Below are 18,725 nucleotides of genomic sequence, written 5' to 3'. Positions count from 1 at the left end.
ATAAATTGATGAAAATCATAAAAAGCCACAGAGTTTTCTGTGGCTTTTTTTATTTGATTTCAGAGAGTAGCTCTGATGAGTCAGTCTCCTAAAAAAATCCAATTCATTTTATTTTTAATCGTTTTTACTGATATGATGGGATTTTCCCTTTTGTTTCCTCTTTTTCCTAAAACATTAGAATTTTTTTTGGCAAAAGGAGATGATGTGTTCTTTCGCACATTTTATTCTGCAGCTAATCTTTTGTCCTTTGGTGGGGATACCAAATACACCTTTGTATTGTTTGGTGGAATTTTAGGGAGTATTTATAGTTTTTTACAATTTTTAGCTGCACCAGTATGGGGAAGATTATCTGATATTTTTGGTCGACGTGCGATCTTAGTCTTCACAACTCTTGGAAACACATTAGGATACCTTTTATGGTTATTTTCATCGCAGTTTTGGATGTTTGTTTTGAGTCGCGTCATCACTGGTCTCATGGGTGGGAATTTATCAGTTGCCTCTGCGGCCATGGCCGACCAAACCGATGAAAAATCGAGAGCGGCAGGGATGGGACTTTTAGGTGCCGGGATTGGACTTGGGTTTGTGATGGGTCCACTCCTTGGTGGGATTAGTTCCCAATGGAACTTCCTCGATTCGTTTTACAAAGAGGGAAGTGTTGTGGTTTTTCCTGCTTCCGCATTTTTTGCGATCCTTGTTTCTCTTGTTTCCATGGTGCTTGTATACTTGTTTTTACCAGCTAACAAACCGGAATCAGTTCCTGAAAAAGAGATCCATCCTTTTTTATCCTTAAAAAAAATTGAATCAAGGAATTTGGTTCGAATTTCGTTACTCAATCTTTTGTTTGTTTTAAGTTTTTCAGGATTCGAATTTGTTGTGAATTTTTTTCTATCTGATACCTTTCAGTTTTCTCCCAAAGAAATTGGATTCACATTTTTGTACATTGGAATCGTCATCATACTTGTACAAGGTGGTGTAGTCAGACGATTGTCAGGAAAAATATCTGAAAAAACAATTTCATTATTTGGGGGAGTGGTTGTTGTTTTTGGGATGGCACTCCTTGTGCTAATCGGTTCCAAGTTTTTTGGATTGTTTGTCTCTTTATTCTTTTTGGCCTTCGGAAGTGCTCTTGTGAATCCAGGACTCAGTTCCTTTGCCTCCCTAGAAAGTGGAAAAGGAGATTTAGGTAGGTCTCTCGGATTATTCCGTAGTTTTGGATCCCTCGGGAGAGCCGTGTCTCCCGTCGTCTTTTCGCTGTTATACTTTCAGAAAGGACCGATCTTAGCGTTTTTCATTTCATTTGTCCTACTTTGTGGGTTTACCATTTTACTTACGTTTCAAAAACAAAGATCGACTTAAAGGAAGGATTCCAATTTTGCTCGAAGCATCGGGAACATCAATTTTTCGTCCAACTTCTCTCCCGTGAGGGAAGTGCGGACAAGGAAACTATCTCGAATTTTTCCATCAAAACTATTGGCTGTGAAGCTAATGATATCAATGCCCAAATGGTACAAGGCTTCCGTGATTTGGAATAAAATCCCAGGTGTGTCCTTCATTCGCAAATCCATCACTGTAAAGTCCGAAGAGATGGGGTTATACAGTTTGAGCGATGCTTCCGAATCTCCAATCTTACGAACGAGGATTTCTTCTTTTGCATTTTCACGCAGATACATCGCAACCGACTTGCCTTCATAAAACAAAGAATACAGATCGGATCGGATTTGAGATAATAAACTTTCTGTCATTTCTGCATTGTCCCAACTTCGAATGACAAATAAATCTTGCACATGTCCGTCACTGGCCGTTTCTGCAACTGCTTCCAAAATATCCCACCTATGATTAAAAAGGACGGAAGTCACCCGGTACAATATCCCCAAATCATCTTGGGAGAGAGAGATTTTTAGGAGAGTTGTGTCTTTTCTTGGGACACAAGAGATATGTAGGATGGGTTTTTTGATTTCTTGCATGACTTGGGCCATAAATTTCTCCTAAAACGTTCGCAATTTGTTCAGAACCTAAACAGTACGTGTCAGGAAGACCCTGCACTGGTTCCAAAACTTCACTGCTTATGAAGTTGCAAAAAGAATGCCAAAAGGAGAGTTAAAAGGTAAATTTTGCCCCAACCATCACGGATTGAACGTTTTGGGCCACCACTGCTTCCACCGTGATTTTAGTGATCAGGGCATTGACCTCCACACCAGCGATCAGGAAGTTCGTGGTGTTTGGCGCCTGTGCTTTCCCACTGATGTCCATCGCTAGTGTCCCTGATCGAGTTTGACCCAAAGCGGAAGCGGGAATCAAAGCGGCAATCTCAGGTGATAGAGATGCGGAGATGGCACTGGAATCTAAGGCAAGGACGAGGGGACCAGACCGACTTAGGTTCAAGGAAGAACTACCGAAGTTCATGGAGGTTCCACCACCGGCAAAGAGCGTAAAGAAATAAAATAACCGAAAGCCTGTTCGAAGGTCAATGGGAACACTTGTGACTGTGCTTGTATAATTGAAAGTCGTAGCACCACCCCAGGTTCCTACCGCTGGGCCTAAGGTGAGTGATTGTGATTTGTTATCATTGTAGGTAACATCGATGGCTTGTCTTTGGTAATGTAGGCCAAGCCCCATTGAGATTCCAGAGAATTCAAAAAGGCCAATTCCATCTGAGTAATTTTCAATCAAATGATAACGGAGTGTGAAACCACCTGTAGTGATGTCTCCCCCCAAATCTACGTTTTTGTTTTGAGCTTCGATGGCTTTTTGTACATCACCTTGGGAAAAATTAAATTTAAATCCATGGAGGTATAAATTGAATCTGTGGAGAAATGTTTTGAGTTCAGGTTCTGTATCAGAGGGTCCACCACCCATAAGCCAACCTAAGTTTACCGCCACAACAAAGTTAGGTGCAACAGAGGCACCCACATTTGGCAATTTTTGAAAACTTAAGTTTTGGTACACGACATTGATATCTTCTTTTTGTTGTCCTGCAAGTCCCACTCCAAGGCCAACCTGGAAACGGTTCACAAGGCCTGGTCCCATGAGTGACGAATTGATATTAGAAACCACTGATGCTTCTGACATGGTCGCGAGAACTTTGTCGGTATATTGCAATTGGAGGGCTTGGTCGAGGTTATTGATTTGAGATTGAATGGATGCAGGCAAAATGCTACAAGCATCTCCCGTACAAGTGACACCTGCTTCCATTCGGCTAGGGGATAATAAAAAAGAGCCCAAAAAAACGATGAATGTGATTGTACGAATTCTCATGAAGCCCCTATCATACCAAATATCGGAGTTTGGTCTACGATTTCTTAACAACTGAAGGACCTAGAATTTCCTAGTTTACAACCCAAGAAATCCGTGCCAATTTTCCACTATGGCCCCCATCCAAGAAAAACGGAAACATGTCCGTGTCAAACCCCTAGAAAATGAACCCGTCGAGATCCATTTGATGGGAACTTCGCTCCTTGACGTTTTGTATGCTAGTGATATCAGTTTGGGTGGAGTAGGGATTGTGGCTCCCAATCATTTTGATGAATGGGATATGAATGAAACCGTTGAAATCCTTGTCGCCTTACCAGGGGATTTGGCAGATTTTTTAGCCAAGGGTGTGATCAAACAAATTGGGAAAAAATCCAAAGAGTTAGGAGTATACGGTGTTCAGTTTACAGCGATTGGACCCAAAGGCAAACAAGACCTACAAGTCTATGTCAACCGAATGGTACGGCAAGGACGTGTGTTAAACTAAACAGAAGTTCGTTCTTATTTTTTTTTGGAAGTGGAAATTGGTTCTGTTGGAATCGATCTATCGGTTTACTGGGATCAAGGATTCCTGGAAAAGCCAAATTCAAATGAGTATATACGATCATTCGTTTTTACTTATATACTGAAATTACAATTGATTCTTAGAATGATTCTATCTATATTGGGTTCAGATTCCCTGGGCCCACCCATAGTCCCTGTGGATTGTAGGTGGAATTATGACAATGTTTCGGCTTTCGGGAGTTTCCAGATTAGACCAATTTAAAATTTACACACCCATGTTTTTGGACAGTTTGTTTGATTCTCACAAACGAGAATTGATGTTAACTGACCAAGCCGCCAAAATATTGGCAAGCTTACGAAAGTTATGTGTTCCTGATCTCAATCAAAGTTATTTTGCCTTCCAGCTGAATTCCGAAACACTCCGAGAAAATGAATTAAAAGTATATGGAAAAGGAATGGTCACGCTCATTCAAAATTTGTTGGATCAAGATTTGGCTATGCCAATTTATTATCTTACGAGGAAAGAAGAGGAACCATCTGCCAATGATCTTCCTGCCTATCATTCTCTTTTGGAACCAATACAAGTGGAGCTGGCAATTGTTTCGTATTCGGGGGAGCGTGTCGAAGAAAAATATGCTTTTGCTTATAATGCGATCGCCGCCAGGTCATTCGTGAATTTACAAAATTTTTTAGTCGATAACTTCCAAATTCAAACAGCAGATTTATTACAAATACCCGTCGACCAGCTGAACTCTCCCCCAAATTCTATCATAAAATCATTGTTATATGAGTATGAGACGCCATTCCAAACCAAATTAGAATTTCGTGATGAGTTGGTTCATTATTTGGAAGATGGATTCATCAATTCTGAAATTTATTTCTTTTTGCCAACGCTTGGATGGGTGTACTACGACACAACCGACGTCATCCAAAAAGAATTGGAATTTGCTCCTTTTTTTGAAGGAACAATCATACCGACCATCCTTACGATGGAGCCAAGTTTAAATGTTAATTTCCAAGAGATGAAACAAAGTATTTCTCATAGTAATATTGATGTACTTAGGAATAAATCTTATCTTCCACAAATTACATTTTTAGAAACCATTCAATCCACTCTTTCCTATGAAAATTTTCCCATTTTAGAATTTGTGAAAATATACCACTTACTTTCAATAAAGGCAGAAAAAATCTCTGAGGAAAAAGCAGAGAAAGAAGCCAAACAACATTTTGAAATTTTATATACGATGTTGAAAATGGGTGATAATTTTATCAGTCGCTTTTTACTGATCGACCAAGCTATGTACACGGGGAATGATCGTGTGATCTTGGAATTACAAAAATCAGATGATGTGATGTTTTGTGAATACTATTACAATTCAAATTTTTATTGGGTGTTCCTATCCAAAGACATCTCTTCGGCAAACATTGTGATGGAAAAAATCATCGAACATCATTATGAGGGGGATCACACTTTGTATATATTTGAGACATTGATGGAGAAATACCCCAATGTCAAAAAAAACTTTATCACGAATCGAAAATTCAAAACAATTTATAACCAAGCAAAAAACATCGTGTATTGGAAACAAGTTTCGTTTTTATATCGTTTGTTTCGTTTTTTGATCGGAGATGAATTCCCCTTGGAATGGGAAAAAAGTATTTTGTCCAAAGTCAAATACAACCAGATGAAGGCGAAATACTTACCAAGAAAAAATAAAACATAATGATGGAGCTTCCTTCCTCATTCTGAATAAAAGATTGTCAAAATTTTGTGACCAAATCAATTGAGAGATAACCGTTAGGGGTGCCTAAGGTTTTTGGTTTTCCAAAAATTCGGCTGAGAAATACCCTTTTTGAACCTGATCTTGGTAATGCTTGCGAAGGGAAACGGGAAAAATATTCCTTAGTTTGCGTCAGTGGCCATGTTCATTCGAAATGGTTTTAGTCGACATTAACATTGGTTATACTTCTTTTCCTTTCCATCCAAACCAGCGATGAGTGATTCCGGCCAAGGAAGTCTCATGTCTCAAAACCATTCAAACCATTCGCCTATAAAGGAAATGTTTACACCAGAAACGACCATTCCTTTGTCGGATGGAACCGAATACAAAACCTACCGCACAGAAGGGATGTATTGTATCCATGAAGAAACGTATGATTACAAACAAGGGATCCCGAAACTGAGAAAACCTTGGGTTGATGTTAGGGAAAGTAGGGGAGATCAAAATGTTTCCCAACTCTATTATGCAAAAAGAAACATCATCACAGAAGAGATGTTATATGTTGCCAAACGTGAAGGTATGAGTCCTGAATTTGTATTGAATGAAGTCAAAATTGGTCGTGCCATCATTCCATCTAACAAACGCCATTTGGAATTGGAACCCATGATCATTGGAAAAAAGTTTCTAGTGAAAATCAATGCCAATATTGGAAATTCGGCCATTCTGTCTTCGATTGATGATGAAGTGGAAAAACTACGTTGGGCCTTACATTGGGGTGCCGATACCGTGATGGACCTCTCCACTGGCAAGAATATCCACGAAACAAGGGAATGGATCATTCGGAATTCGCCAGTTCCCATTGGAACTGTTCCTTTGTACCAAACCTTGGAAAAGGTAAAGGGTAAAGTAGAAGATTTAAATATTGGAGTATTCCTCGAAACCTTGGAAGAGCAGGCAGAACAAGGTGTGGATTATTTTACCATCCATGCAGGGGTGTTACGTGACTATGTCCGGCTCACAGAAAATCGAATCACAGGCATTGTTTCGAGGGGTGGTTCCATTTTGGCGAAGTGGTGTAACCATCATAAAAAAGAAAACTTTTTGTATGAACATTTTGATGAAATCTCAAAAGTCATGCAAAAATATGGAGTTTCTTACTCGTTAGGTGATGGGCTAAGGCCAGGTTGTATCAATGATGCCAATGACGCGGCACAATTTGCAGAACTCAAAACCTTAGGGGAACTCACAAAACGTGCTTGGGCCTTTGACATCCAAGTGATGGTAGAGGGACCAGGCCACGTTCCCATGCACCTCATCCAAGAAAATGTAAAGTTACAAGAAGAGATCTGTATGGAAGCACCGTTTTATACTCTTGGTCCCCTTGTCACAGACATCGCTCCTGGTTATGACCATATCACCTCTGCCATTGGTGCTGCCATGATTGCTTGGTACGGAACCGCTATGCTCTGTTATGTGACACCGAAAGAACATTTGGGTCTTCCCAATAAACAAGATGTGAAGGATGGAGTGATTGCTTATAAAATTGCAGCTCATGCCGCAGACCTTGCCAAGGGCCACCCAGGTGCGAAGGAACGAGATGATTTGCTGAGCAAAGCTCGGTTTGAATTTCGTTGGGAAGACCAGTTTGCACTCTCACTCGATCCTGAACTGGCAAGGTCATACCACGACGAGTCCCTCCCGCAGGATGGAATGAAAAAGGCACATTTCTGTTCGATGTGTGGGCCTCATTTTTGTTCGATGCGACTCACATCCGACTTACGGAAAGATACCGTTGGTGTCAGCGGAGAAGTTGGTTCAAAGGAAAGAGGAGAGGAAGGAAAGGGATAGATTGATCATTGGGTGGAGCAGTGCAAGAGGCAAAGGGAAACCATTTGCTTTTTCATATTTGGTCGACTAGGGTGCCAAATCGAGTGAAACCATAAAAAAACCAGGCAAAGTTTTGCCTGGTTTTCGCTTCATTAGAACCAAAAGAAAAGTTTTTCAGAACTTTCCATATGCCAAAGAATACAGAAAGGGATAGACTTAAATCAATTAGATCCTTAGAGGCCTAAGCTTCTACCAATGATTTCTTTCATGATCTCAGTGGTTCCCGCATAGATGGTTTGGATCCTTGCATCGAGATAAGCTCTTGCAATTGGATACTCCATCATATAACCATAGCCACCAAAGAATTGTAGGCACTCATCGGTATGGCGTTTTTGCATCTCAGTCGCATACCATTTGCACATGGAAGCTTCGGCAGTTGTGTTCTCACCTTTCATGTGTTCCATGACCACTTTGTCACAAAAAACTTGTGCCATTTCAAGTTCAGTTGCCATCTCTGCCATTTTGAACTTTGTGTTTTGGAAAGATCCAATCTTTTGGCCGAATGCTTTTCTTTCTTTGATGTACTGGAGGGTGATGGTTTGTACAAGCCTTGTTGCTTCCACGGCTGCTACCGCGAGCACCAAACGTTCCTGTGCTAGTTTTTGCATCAGGTAACGAAACCCTTGTCCTTGTTTACCAATGAGGTTGGTTTTGGGAACAATCACATCATTGAAATACAATTCAGAAGTATCTTGGGCTTTGAGTCCGATTTTATCGAGGTTACGACCTCTTTCAAATCCCTTCATCCCTTCTTCGATCATCAGAAGTGAGATGGTTCCGTTATCATGTTTCACGGCTGTGATGATGAGATCAGCCAATTGTCCGTTCGAAATGAACGTCTTTTGTCCGTTCACCACAAAATGATCTCCCTTATCGACGGCACTGGTTCGAAGGGATTTTAAATCGGAGCCAGCTCCTGGTTCAGTCATGGCAACCGCGAGTATGGATTCGCCTGAAGCACATTTTGGCAACCAACGTTTCTTTTGTTCGTCGTTTGCATAGGTCGAAATGTACGGTGCAATCACGTCATTGTGGAGGGAGATAAAAAAGCCGCTATTTCCAACCCGTGAGGATTCTTCGATGATGATGATGTTGTAAAGAAAGTCAGCCCCAGAGCCACCGTATTCCGCCGGTACATCGGGACAAAGCAGTCCGTTGTCGCCTGCCTTCCTCCAGACTTCCTTTGGGACTATGTGGTTTTTTTCCCATTCCTCGTGGTGTGGTTTGACTTCTGTTTCAAAAAATTTCCGAGCCATCTCGCGGAATTGTTGGTGTTCTTCAGTAAAGGGGAGGATACGCTCCATAAAATTTGTGACTCCTTGATATGGAAATGTTACAGAAATGGCGAAATGAGGTCAATTATAAACAGTGTTCAGCTTCATATAGACACCAGGATTTTTCTTGATGTACTGGATGGCGTCTTCTTGGGAAAGCACATAGAGTTCTGTCCCTGGCCAAGCAATGAAACTGAAATGCGAAGGAAGGCCTTTCGTGAGAGAATAAATTTCCCCCACAAAATCCCCGGGACCCAGTTCTCGGATGGTTTTGTGGTTTTGCATCACAACAACGGTCCCTGACCTGACGATGTAGGCATTTTGAAAGGTTTGGCTCTCTTCAATGAGGACGGCTTCTTTTTTCACTGTTTCTAGTTTTAAGATGAGCTCAAGTTGGGTGACTTGGTAACTTGTGAGGCCACGAAAGGTTTGGGACTCGGTGAGTGTTTTCCAGGTATTGGTTTCTCGGATGCTATTCAGTTTGATTAAGTTTTCATGGAGTTTGGAACCACGGATGAACTGGAAAAAACGTGTTTTTTCGATGGTGAGAGCAAGGACATCTGTCTCTGCATACACATCAGCTTGTCGCACCGTATCCAAAATGAGAGATGCTTCCCCGAAGTACTCGTAAGTGCCGTATCGTTTCACGGCAGAGTGGTCACTCGAAAGTCCCTCAAAACGGACATTCCCAGAAGCAATGATGAAAAATCTGTCCCCGTGGGTTCCTTTTTTGAGGATCTGTTCCCCGCGACGGAAACGTTCTTCTTTTACGATTTGTAAAAACTCTTTTGCCTTCTCAATCGGAAATCCTGAGAAAATATCAATTTGAGATAAAATTTCTAAGAGTTGGAAGGCCTCTTGGTGTTTGGGAGGAGTGATCTTAGGATAGAGTGTATTTTCAATTCCAAACTTAGCGAGTGTTAGGTGGTTTCCTTTGGGCATATCTTTTGCGGCGATATGATAGACTGTGATCCGTTTTTGTACTTCTTCTGGGAGGGAAGCCAGGTAACTGATTTTGGTATGGAGTGGCGGAACACCGGCTTCATGGTAGATGATTTTACGATCCCAAGGAAAATCTTTGAGGAATTGATACCGTGTTTCCGGTAAGACACCTTTTTTGTACATGTCCTCGAAGGCTTCGGGGTCATTTAAGTGGTCAGAGGTATAATAAAAGGATTGGTCTTGGAAAAAAAATTCAAACCCAACGGAAGGGATGGAATGAATGGCATAGTGGAAATAAAATTCCCCACCATTGATGATGGTGGGCCTTCCAATCACCACTGGGATAAAATCGAATAAATCAGTGATTTCTTTTCGTGGGATCTTTGTAAGACTACAATATTTTTTAAGGAAAGATTCCATCACAGTTGCTGTTGCATAGATTGTGATTTTGGATTCTTCTAAGATTTTTTGGAAGGTTCCTGCATCATGGTCCGCATGGCAGTGGGTGAGGATGATAGAGTTGATAAACTTTGGGTTTACATTCGACTCTCGTAACCATTCCGTTGAGTTCACTGGTGGGTCCACCATGATCCCTTGTCCATTCAACCAAATGATAAAACCCGATGTATTGTCTGACGGGTCAAACCCGTGAGAAGGACCAAGACAAGTGATCCCAATCAGTGGTGGTTGGAAGGGCTCCTCCAAACGTTTTCCAATATCATATTTGACATGGAAGTCCACTTCACCAGGGATTTTGATTTTTTTTTCGCCGTCCACAACGAGGAATTCATTGGAGGGAAGTTGTTCGATGGTGATTCCACCAAACTTGGCTTTGTGGGACTCATCGAATAAAACGAACTCGACCACTTCTTCCATCGATTTGTAACTACGGAAGTATGCCATTTCGGCCTTGATATCAGGAAAACCAAAACTATCCGCACCGTCGATAAATTCGGAAGAAAGATTCACTTCCTGAGGTCCCATAAGGGATTCCCCAAGAACAATGGTTAGCTGTTCTTTCTGTTCAGGGGAACAAACGATAAAGGTCTTTTTGCCACCACGAAAGAAAAAATTAAAATAAATGGGGAATTCTAATTCGGCAATTGAGATACCTTTTTCCACATGGAAAAATTTATTGGGGAGGACAAACACCAAAGGGGTTTGTTTTTCTAACCCCATGGTGTCCTTTATGGTTTCAGGAGGGGATCCGAACTGGATGTACCCTTCTGAAGTATCGACTAAATATCCCCCTCTAGGGAGCGCTGTAAAACCATTCGGTTCGGAACTGACCATTAGGGGATAATTTATTTCCTACTTGTGATTTTCTATAAATTTTTTAATTTGCGGTTTTGGTAAAGCACCAATTGCTTTATCAACTAAAACTCCATCTTTATAGAGAAGAAGGGTAGGGATGGATTGGATACCGAGCTCCTGCGCTGTCTTCTGGTTGAAATCAACGTTTAGTTTTGTAATTTTGATATCCGCCATTTCTTGCGAAAGTTCGTCAAGAACAGGGGCTACCATTCTACAAGGTCCACACCATTCTGCCCAACAATCTACTAAAACCACGCCATTTGCAGTTTCTGCTTTGAAATTGGCGTCATTGATTTCTGTAAGTGCCATATTTCGAAATCTCCTTTTGAAACGTATAACCTTTCTATAAACTAGACTGGGGATTCTAGGGAAAAACGTCGATTATTGTTTCTTTTTTTTCTTTTTCTCGTCAGATTCGAGGTCGGTGATCTTTTGTTGGAAGGACTCGATGAGAGTTTTTGTTTTTTCCAAATCTTCGTTTTCGCCCGTAATTTGGAATATTTTACGGTTCATCTCTAACATTTCCACAGAATGTTTCAAATCTGTGGAATCTTGTGTTGACATTTCGAATTTTGACCTATAATCCTGGGCCGCTTGGTTGGCAAGTTCGATGATGAGGTTGAAGTGTTCCTTTCGGATATAATAATAAGGATTCTCTAAATCTTGTTCTTTTTCATACGCGATGAAATCAAAAAGATTTTTGGTGCAAGCGGCCACTCGGAAATTGATATCGGGCCAAGACCATTTCCACTTGGAATTGGTTCCAAAAGCAGTAATGGTTTTTTTCATCGCTTGTTGGAGTCCCTTGATGAGGTTTAACCTTTGGGTGGGTGTGAACCTTTCAATTTTTGCCAGAAGTTCTTTGTTTTCCGAAAGAGAACCGTCAATATTGTTCCCAACTGTTTTTTCAATATAAGAGATGCAGTTATAAATTTCTTTTCTAGCAGTTTCTAAGTAGTTGTTATTATTGATCTCAAGAATGGCTGTAGAGAGTTCATTGATCACAATACAGGTGTTAATGGTTTTGATGGAATTGATAGCAAGAGAGATATTAAAATAAGGTTCCATCTCCTTACTTTTTTTAGCTTGGACTTTGAAGATATTGGCTTCTTTTTTTAACTCTTCTAGGTAGTTTTTGAAATCTACCAGTTTGTCATTGAAGTCAGCTTTTTTTTCCTTCGTGATGGCCATGTCTGGTATCATTTTCGGCAGAAAGACCTGGTTTTGTCCATAAAAAACGTCGACCTGGACCCGAGTTTACCGAAACTGGAATAGAATGGAAAATTCTCCGCGGAAATACAGGGACCTCCTCGATTTACTCGATACCTACAAATACATGAACCAGGCGATTTTCTGGGATTTTTTGGATTTGGACGGTCGTTGGGATTTTGCCAATGGCTGGTTGCATCTGAACCACCCAGAAGATGAGTGGAGGGTCCGAGCTTCGGAACAATTCCCTCCCATTCGCCCGGAAGGAACAGACCACTAATCCAAATTCTCCCAAATTTTTATGATTTAGGATGGCGTAAACTGATTTGCCGTCGCATTTCATTACCCCATTCATCACTTCTCTCTTTTTCATTCTTTGCAGAACCTCGATTCCCATTTGATTCTAATAAAGTTTCCGTTTGGTAACATCCTCAATTGTTTTGGTTTGAAAAGGGTTAAGTGAATGAGATTGGAAACAGTGGGTGAAGGGTAAGATTGGAAAAGAGGTGAAAGGATAGAATGGGAAATGGATCCAAGACCAATGATTGGCCTTGGATGAGACGAGGTTTGTCTTTTAGTAAGTGATTTTTAAGTCAGAGATATCGATGAACTTACGGAATAATAAACTGTTAGTCGGTTTTTTTGTATCAAACACAAGAATTGCCACTTTGTTGAAACTTAAAAAATTGGGTCGATACTGAGTGTAGTGGTGGCTTGTGATGGTTGTTTTGTATTTATTATTATAAATCGTATAGGTATGTTTCGGAAGAGTTTCATGCACTTGGCGTTTTTTTTCATCCGCAGTTTGACCTACGTAATTATAAATCACTTGTTTTTCTTTACTTGGACCAGTTTCACCAAACAATGTAAAGGGGAGAGCTTTTGCATTGTTTTTGCATAGGTAATCCACAACTTCAGTGAATGTAGGTTCTGGCATTGCCGCTTCAAATCCTGCATAGTGACGTTTTTCCATTTCTTCTTTTTTCTTAGCGTAAGTTTCTTCACCCCAAATTTCTTTTGCAGTGAATGGAGTTGGCATGATATTCGAGAAGTATAATGTTCTTTCGTCTTTTTCAGGGTCAGCTTTACGCCAAGCAGGATACGGAACGAGTTTTCTTTCATCTTTATTCACTCGATCTCCTTCAAAACCTGCTAAAACAAAAATCGAATATTCGTGGTCTTCTGGAACTCGAGATTCTATTTCCACTTGGACATCTAAAAATTCACCTTTTCCTGTATCTGCATGTCGTCTAACGAAGGTTACGTTTTTTAAACGAATCCTTGCGTCATACATGGAGAGAGGGTATAGATCCCGGTTGTCTTTGGAAGAAGCTGCGGAAACTTGTGTCCCTTGCGGATTCCCAGATTCTTGTGCAAATAGCGCAAAACTGAGAAGGGTGAATGAAAGAGCGAATATTGTTTTGTTCATGTTCCGACTACCAATTTGGTTTATACAGTTAGTATCGAAGAAATGCCCCAGAAAAATTAGGGAATTTAGGCTTTTTTCGGCCGATTGTTCTCGTCCACGAAGACAACTTTCGGTTGGTAATCGTTTGGGAGATCCTTTTCTTCCACCTGGCCGTAGGTGATGATGATGACTTTGTCACCTTTCATCCCGAGTCTTGCGGCCGCACCGTTCAGGCAAATCGTCCCGGAACCTCGTTCTCCTACGATGAGGTAAGTTTCGAATCTGGCACCGTTATTGACGTTCACCACACTCACTTGTTCATAGGGTTTCATACCCGCCATGTCCATTAGGTCCTGGTCAACGGTGAGGCTACCTTCGTAGTGGAGTTCTGCCTCAGTGACGACGGCTCTATGGATTTTGCCTTTGCAAACAGTGATGATCATTCTGACCTCTCAAATAAAACTCTAAACATTTTGCCCGATAGATTCAAAAGGCTTTTTTGGACAAGGACATGGATTTTCGTGTTGATCCTGTCCACTGAAAACGGGATGGCATCAAATAAGGGTGTGACGACATAATTTTCATAAAGGTTGGGGTAATGGCGGTTTTCGTCAACCACACGCCCTCGGAAGGCTTCGACCACTTTCATCATCACTCGTTTTTCTTCCCGCGATAAAATGAGCCCATCTAGGGGTCTCGCAAATCGCAGGGTAAAACCTTGGATTCCGTTCCCTTCTATTTTTGGGAGTACGTCGATATGGCCTTTTTCTTTTAAATACAAAAGTGCTTCGTTCAGTTTGACGGGGTAAGGTGAGTCTTCTAAGTGGATATAGTCTCCTCGTGTGATCATTTCCGCATGTTTTTGGAAATGGACACCATCCGAATAGTAAAGGAGCTTCGCTAAATCCAAGCGGGCTCGGCCATTCGGTGATTTTTCGAGGATCCAAAGGATCGCATGACAAAGTTTCTCCATCAAAAAGGACTACCTTCCTATCTCTTTCCTTCGATTGTACCCTACCAAAGATACTTGGATTTCCAGGAAAATTCCAGGAAAAATCGAAGGGAATCCATGCTCTTTTTAGAACACAGTCCATGTTTGACAGGAGGCATAGGCGCGAAAGCGGAAAATCTTTTGGTTTCTAAGGAGAGACTTGAAACATTGGGAGTTCACCTTGTCACACTCCCGCGCGGTGGGGACTTTACAGCCCACGAACCAGGCCAAATCGTAGGTTACCTCCACATCGATCTGAAAAAACGAAATTTGAGTTTGGGGGATTTTTTACGAAACTTAAACGAGAGTTTGGTGGTAGCAGTGAAAAGAACTTGGGGCCTTACCTTGGTGGAAAATCCGAAAGCACCAGGTTTGTACACGGAAGGGACAAATAAAAAACTCATCTCGGAAGGTGTGTATGCCAAATCTTATTTTACAAGTTTTGGTTTTGCTTTGAATGGGATCAATACTCTTGGTACTTTTTCTTTGATCAATCCATGTGGGGCACGTGCCAGTGATATGATATCCCTTGAAGCACTTGGACTTTCGGAGGGATTCAGGGAAAAACGAAAGGAATTTGTTTTGCAATTCTCCCGCCACTTCCTCTCACTTCTCCCTTAAATTCGAATTTCTTACGGCATTTCTTCGGATTTGGCCGAAAAGTAAAAGGGGGATCCATGAAATATTCACGTTTTTTTCTATCGTTTCTACTCTTTTTTATCCTCTCGGAAACCCTTGCTCTCAGTGGAGTGGTTTGGACGTTTTATGAGTCCTTACAAAATGCTCTCATCCAAGAGCAGTTCATTTCTGACCATAGGGCACGTGATTTGAGTTTGGCTTTGGCAAAATCAGCCGAACAAAGATTAAATCCAGAAGGTTATCTTGAATTGGATAAGACCTTCCATCGGTATGTGGACGAGTCCAAAAAAGATCCGGAAGAATTTCGTTTTTTAAAGATCAGTTTGTATGCACCAGATGCCACCTTACTTGTTTCTACAGATTCTATTTATACCTTAGAAGAACTAAGAAAAAGAAAACCAGATGAGGAACTTTCAAAATCGACCTTCTTTCGCAAAGGGATTCGGATGAAAAAATGGGAGTGGTCGGAACCTGAAAATGGTGAAAACCCAATTCTAAATTCCAAACGGGACCCAAAGGTTCGCCAAGGATTTGAGTGGGTTCTTTCGTATCTTCCACTAGCAAAATCAAACACTGTACGATTGACCTCGCCCTTGTACAAACCGGGAACATTGGATGTTTCTGGTCTCATTGTCCTTGTTTATGAACGAGGGAACTTAGGTTTATTATTTGAAAACCAATGGAAACTTGCAGAGTGGATGGTAGTGAACTACGCACTCATTGCTTTTGTAGTGAGTTTGCTCCTAACAGGAGCATTTGTCGCCTATACATTGTTTGTGACAAAAGACCAGCTCCTCCAACCTGAGACAGGTGAGTCGTTACCCATTTTACAGAAAAAAACCTTGGAAACTTCGGATAAAGAAGGTGAACCAGTGAGTGTTTTAGAAGTAGAGATGGATCACAAAGAAACCAATATGAATGTGACATCTCCTGATGTGGAAGTTTTACCAGGCGGCCCAGTGGTGAATCAAATCAAAACTGATCCAAATGAACAGACAATTCAAGATGCAATTTTCTTAGGATAAATTATGGAATCATTAGACAAAGTATTTTCCATTCAATTAAAAGGTGGTTTGGACGGAACCAGTGCAGAAGATTTTTATCGTTACTTTGAGTCACAACTGAACAAAGGGTATCGAAAGTTTTTATTCCAAATGGGAGCTTTGGATTATATCACTTCCAATGGAATCAGTATCCTGATTAAAATTCACAAACAGATTGTGAAGTCGAATGCGGTATATGCCATTTATGGATTCAAATCGGAAGTGGAAGACGTTTTAAAACTAGTTGGTCTTTTTGATAAACTTCCTATCTTTCGAAATCATCATTCTGCAGAATCCTTTTTATTACAAGTAGATGTCGCAACGAAAAAATCAGAAGAAACTGTAGTTCGAAAAGAAGGTGCAGAACCAATCGTAAAAGAGAAAGGATTGGAGAAACGATCGGAAGAAAATCAAATTCGATTTTATTTTACAGGAAAGTCGAAAGGGGAAGGGAAAGTTTCACAAGAGAAAGAACCAATTTCTCGTTTGGAATCCATCCAGGATGAAACGACTTCATCCAAATCCTCTCCATCTCCCATGGAAACAGTACTCGAAGAAAAATTAAACCAACTTAGATTGGAAATCAAAGATTCCTTACATACAGAACTGGAAAGAAGGTTTTCTCTTTACAAATCAGGGAAGGAACCAGAAACCAAATTGGCCCAAATTCCCAGTTATATCCAATCGAAAACCAAACAATTGGAAACGGTGGAAAGGATCATCCAATGTGAAGTTTGTGGCACTCGGTTACGATTGTTTAAATTTGGAAAACATGAATGTCCCAATTGTAAAACTCAGTTCCAATTGAGTCCAAATGGTTCCATCCGTTTTCTTGAAAAATTAAATCCAATCTAAATCCTGGTTTTATGACAAACCAAGATCGAGGGAATGGGTCGAGTACGAAACGGTCCCTTGCTTTATCCTTCTATACCTTTTTATCTAGAATTTTAGGCCTCATTCGTGACCATTTTATGGCTGTTAGTTTTGGAACAGGAATGGTTGCCTCAGCATTTAGTGTTGCTTACCGACTTCCCAATATGTTTCGCAATTTACTTGCGGAAGGAACCTTAAGCCAATCCTTTATGCCGATTTTTTCGGAATATGAGAAGATGGGTGTAATGGAAGCTCGAGTGATGTCGGGAACCGTCTTAAGTTTTCTTTTTCTCTGTTTGTCTGTATTCGTTGCTATTTTTTGGTTTTTTGTCGCTCAGTTTTTACCAACTCTAGTTGGTGGAACTCCTGAATATGGAAACTTGGTCGTAGAACTTTCATTAGTTTTGTTTTTTCTCATCATGACGGCAAGTTTGTCTTCGATTTTTATGTCGATCTCAAACTCCCATCACAAATATTTTGTTCCTTCTTTGTCTCCCATTATCCTTAACTTTAGTTATTTGATTGTATTTATATTTGTTTTCCCTTTTTATCATGAAATCAAAGAACGAGTTTTTTTACTCGCGTATGGAATCGTTTCAGGTGGGGTATTACAACTCCTTGTGCAAGGTTGGTATGTTTACCGAAATGGTTTTGGTCCTATCTTTCGGTTGGATTTCAAACACCCTGCGATCAAAAAGATTTTTAAACTCATGTTACCTGCAGCCCTTGGTGGGAGTTTTTATCAAATAGGACTTCTTGTAGATATCTTTCTTGCAAACTACATCCAAAATCAAAATCCAGGGCTTGGTGCGGTTGTGAGTCTGGATTATGCACAAAGATTGGTCCAACTTCCGACTGGGATCATTGGAGTGGCACTTGCTACAACAATTCTCCCTTCCCTTCTAAAAGATTTGCGCGAAGGAAGAGAAGAAAATATTCCGAAAGAAATTGCTGATGTATTGTCATTTGCATTCTTTTTGACATTACCTGCAAGCATTGGTTTGGCGGTACTTGGAGAAACAGTTCTCGATTCCATTTATTATGGGGGAAGGTGGGACCATTTAGCAACCCTCACTGCCTTTTTTCCACTTGTATTTTACTCATTGGCCATTCCTTTTTATAGCATCAATAAGGTATTGGTTTCTTCTTATTATGCCTTTTCCGATACGAAAACTCCACTTCGTATCCAATTGATTTCTTTTCTTTTGAGTGTGATGGTTAGCATCGGACTTATGGTGTTTCTCAAACATTCTGCGATCGCCCTCGCATCTGCACTCAGTGCCGTTGTCACATCTTCTTTGTTATTATTTTATTTAAAAGCACACCAAGTGACAATTCCTTTTGCCACCGTTGGGAAACGTGTGTTGAAGATGGTGCCAGCACTCTTTGGACTTTTCTTTTGGCTTGTATTCTCTGAATGGGTAGTGAAGCCAAACTTACACAGTATTGGAGTAAGTTCCCTTGGTCTTGGTTATGCCAATCTCAGTCGATTGAGTCTTGTTCTTTCCATCGTACCGGCGATCATTTTATACTTTGGAATTGCAACCTACACTGGGCTTTCTGAATCCGAGATCATTCTTGGTAGGTTTTTAAGAAAATGGAAACAAAAGTCTAAATCCTAAATATAAAACTTAGGCAATGATCCTTGAGTGAAGTAAAAGAGTCTCTGCT

The 18,725-nt window shown here is 40.7% G+C and carries 18 protein-coding genes and 1 riboswitch; of the genes, 9 read left to right on the top strand and 9 right to left on the bottom strand.

Going from position 1 to position 18,725, the window contains the following annotated elements:
- The first annotated feature begins 75 nt into the window (after positions 1–75).
- Entirely contained in the window at positions 76–1,356 is a 1,281-nt protein-coding gene (locus LEPBI_RS11390; protein WP_012389268.1) for an MFS transporter, read from the top strand.
- Here the strand turns inward: LEPBI_RS11390 and LEPBI_RS11385 are convergent.
- Together LEPBI_RS11385 and LEPBI_RS11380 are read right to left on the bottom strand one after the other, a co-directional pair.
- Positions 1,353–1,976, bottom strand: coding sequence for a hypothetical protein (locus LEPBI_RS11385; RefSeq protein ID WP_012389267.1), 624 nt, complete (start codon positions 1,974–1,976; stop codon positions 1,353–1,355). The genes LEPBI_RS11390 and LEPBI_RS11385 overlap by 4 nt on opposite strands.
- 121 nt (positions 1,977–2,097) lie before the next feature.
- The gene (locus LEPBI_RS11380) at positions 2,098–3,255 is read right to left on the bottom strand and encodes an Lsa36 family surface (lipo)protein (protein WP_012476334.1); all 1,158 of its coding nucleotides are present in this window, start codon (positions 3,253–3,255) and stop codon (positions 2,098–2,100) included.
- 109 nt (positions 3,256–3,364) lie between these two features.
- Between LEPBI_RS11380 and LEPBI_RS11375 the strand changes: the two genes are divergently transcribed.
- The 3 genes from LEPBI_RS11375 to thiC all read left to right on the top strand — a co-directional run bounded on the left by LEPBI_RS11375 (position 3,365) and on the right by thiC (position 7,322).
- Complete coding sequence (locus tag LEPBI_RS11375) at positions 3,365–3,736, top strand: PilZ domain-containing protein (protein WP_012389265.1); 372 nt, start codon at positions 3,365–3,367, stop codon at positions 3,734–3,736.
- 232 nt (positions 3,737–3,968) lie between these two features.
- Positions 3,969–5,477 (top strand): hypothetical protein, encoded by a 1,509-nt coding sequence (locus LEPBI_RS11370; protein WP_012389264.1) that lies wholly within the window; start codon positions 3,969–3,971, stop codon positions 5,475–5,477.
- Positions 5,478–5,543: 66 nt separating this feature from the next.
- A riboswitch (TPP riboswitch) is annotated at positions 5,544–5,656 on the top strand.
- Between the two features lie 118 nt (positions 5,657–5,774).
- Positions 5,775–7,322, top strand: a complete 1,548-nt coding sequence (gene thiC / locus LEPBI_RS11365) for a phosphomethylpyrimidine synthase ThiC (protein WP_012476333.1) — start codon at positions 5,775–5,777, stop codon at positions 7,320–7,322.
- A gap of 212 nt (positions 7,323–7,534) precedes the next feature.
- On the opposite strand, the gene LEPBI_RS11360 is transcribed toward thiC, so the two are convergent.
- From LEPBI_RS11360 to LEPBI_RS11345, 4 genes are all read right to left on the bottom strand, one after another.
- Complete coding sequence (locus LEPBI_RS11360; RefSeq protein ID WP_012389262.1) at positions 7,535–8,665, bottom strand: acyl-CoA dehydrogenase family protein; 1,131 nt, start codon at positions 8,663–8,665, stop codon at positions 7,535–7,537.
- Positions 8,666–8,716: 51 nt separating this feature from the next.
- The gene (locus LEPBI_RS11355; protein WP_012389261.1) at positions 8,717–10,870 is read right to left on the bottom strand and encodes a cAMP/cGMP-dependent 3',5'-cyclic-AMP/GMP phosphodiesterase; all 2,154 of its coding nucleotides are present in this window, start codon (positions 10,868–10,870) and stop codon (positions 8,717–8,719) included.
- Positions 10,871–10,888: 18 nt separating this feature from the next.
- Positions 10,889–11,200: a thioredoxin gene (trxA, locus tag LEPBI_RS11350; protein WP_012389260.1), complete on the bottom strand. Its 312-nt coding sequence runs from the start codon at positions 11,198–11,200 to the stop codon at positions 10,889–10,891.
- Between the two features lie 72 nt (positions 11,201–11,272).
- A complete protein-coding gene (locus LEPBI_RS11345) occupies positions 11,273–12,082 on the bottom strand; it encodes a hypothetical protein (RefSeq protein ID WP_041769871.1) in 810 nt (269 codons plus the stop codon).
- Between the two features lie 85 nt (positions 12,083–12,167).
- Here LEPBI_RS11345 and LEPBI_RS18940 point away from each other — a divergent pair, with 85 nt between their 5' ends.
- Positions 12,168–12,380: a hypothetical protein gene (locus LEPBI_RS18940; protein WP_012389258.1), complete on the top strand. Its 213-nt coding sequence runs from the start codon at positions 12,168–12,170 to the stop codon at positions 12,378–12,380.
- Between the two features lie 294 nt (positions 12,381–12,674).
- Here the strand turns inward: LEPBI_RS18940 and LEPBI_RS11335 are convergent, their stop codons facing one another.
- The 3 genes from LEPBI_RS11335 to LEPBI_RS11325 all read right to left on the bottom strand — a co-directional run bounded on the left by LEPBI_RS11335 (position 12,675) and on the right by LEPBI_RS11325 (position 14,481).
- The gene (locus LEPBI_RS11335) at positions 12,675–13,529 is read right to left on the bottom strand and encodes a hypothetical protein (RefSeq protein ID WP_012389257.1); all 855 of its coding nucleotides are present in this window, start codon (positions 13,527–13,529) and stop codon (positions 12,675–12,677) included.
- Positions 13,530–13,594: 65 nt separating this feature from the next.
- Positions 13,595–13,951, bottom strand: coding sequence for an aspartate 1-decarboxylase (panD, locus tag LEPBI_RS11330; RefSeq protein WP_012389256.1), 357 nt, complete (start codon positions 13,949–13,951; stop codon positions 13,595–13,597).
- Positions 13,948–14,481 carry a type II toxin-antitoxin system antitoxin SocA domain-containing protein gene (locus LEPBI_RS11325; RefSeq protein ID WP_012476332.1) on the bottom strand — a complete coding sequence of 178 codons (534 nt, stop codon included), beginning with the start codon at positions 14,479–14,481 and terminating at the stop codon, positions 13,948–13,950. The genes panD and LEPBI_RS11325 overlap by 4 nt, the downstream gene beginning before the upstream one ends.
- Here LEPBI_RS11325 and lipB point away from each other — a divergent pair.
- The 4 genes from lipB to murJ are packed head-to-tail and all read left to right on the top strand — an operon-like array spanning position 14,464 to position 18,676.
- Positions 14,464–15,120 carry a lipoyl(octanoyl) transferase LipB gene (gene lipB, locus LEPBI_RS11320; protein ID WP_012476331.1) on the top strand — a complete coding sequence of 219 codons (657 nt, stop codon included), beginning with the start codon at positions 14,464–14,466 and terminating at the stop codon, positions 15,118–15,120. The two genes, LEPBI_RS11325 and lipB, sit on opposite strands and share 18 nt — an antisense overlap.
- A 56-nt stretch (positions 15,121–15,176) precedes the next feature.
- Positions 15,177–16,163, top strand: a complete 987-nt coding sequence (locus LEPBI_RS11315; RefSeq protein WP_012389253.1) for an LIC_12071 family protein — start codon at positions 15,177–15,179, stop codon at positions 16,161–16,163.
- A gap of 3 nt (positions 16,164–16,166) precedes the next feature.
- Positions 16,167–17,036: an STAS domain-containing protein gene (locus tag LEPBI_RS11310; RefSeq protein ID WP_012389252.1), complete on the top strand. Its 870-nt coding sequence runs from the start codon at positions 16,167–16,169 to the stop codon at positions 17,034–17,036.
- An 11-nt stretch (positions 17,037–17,047) separates the two neighbouring features.
- Positions 17,048–18,676 carry a murein biosynthesis integral membrane protein MurJ gene (murJ, locus tag LEPBI_RS11305; protein ID WP_012389251.1) on the top strand — a complete coding sequence of 543 codons (1,629 nt, stop codon included), beginning with the start codon at positions 17,048–17,050 and terminating at the stop codon, positions 18,674–18,676.
- Positions 18,677–18,725 lie beyond the last annotated feature (49 nt).

The sequence above is a fragment of the Leptospira biflexa serovar Patoc strain 'Patoc 1 (Paris)' genome (genome assembly GCF_000017685.1).
In the GTDB taxonomy this organism is placed as follows: Bacteria; Spirochaetota; Leptospiria; order Leptospirales; family Leptospiraceae; genus Leptospira_A; species Leptospira_A biflexa.
The sequence above is the reverse complement of the archived record's forward strand: the minus strand, read 5'-3'. Positions and strand labels throughout refer to the sequence as shown.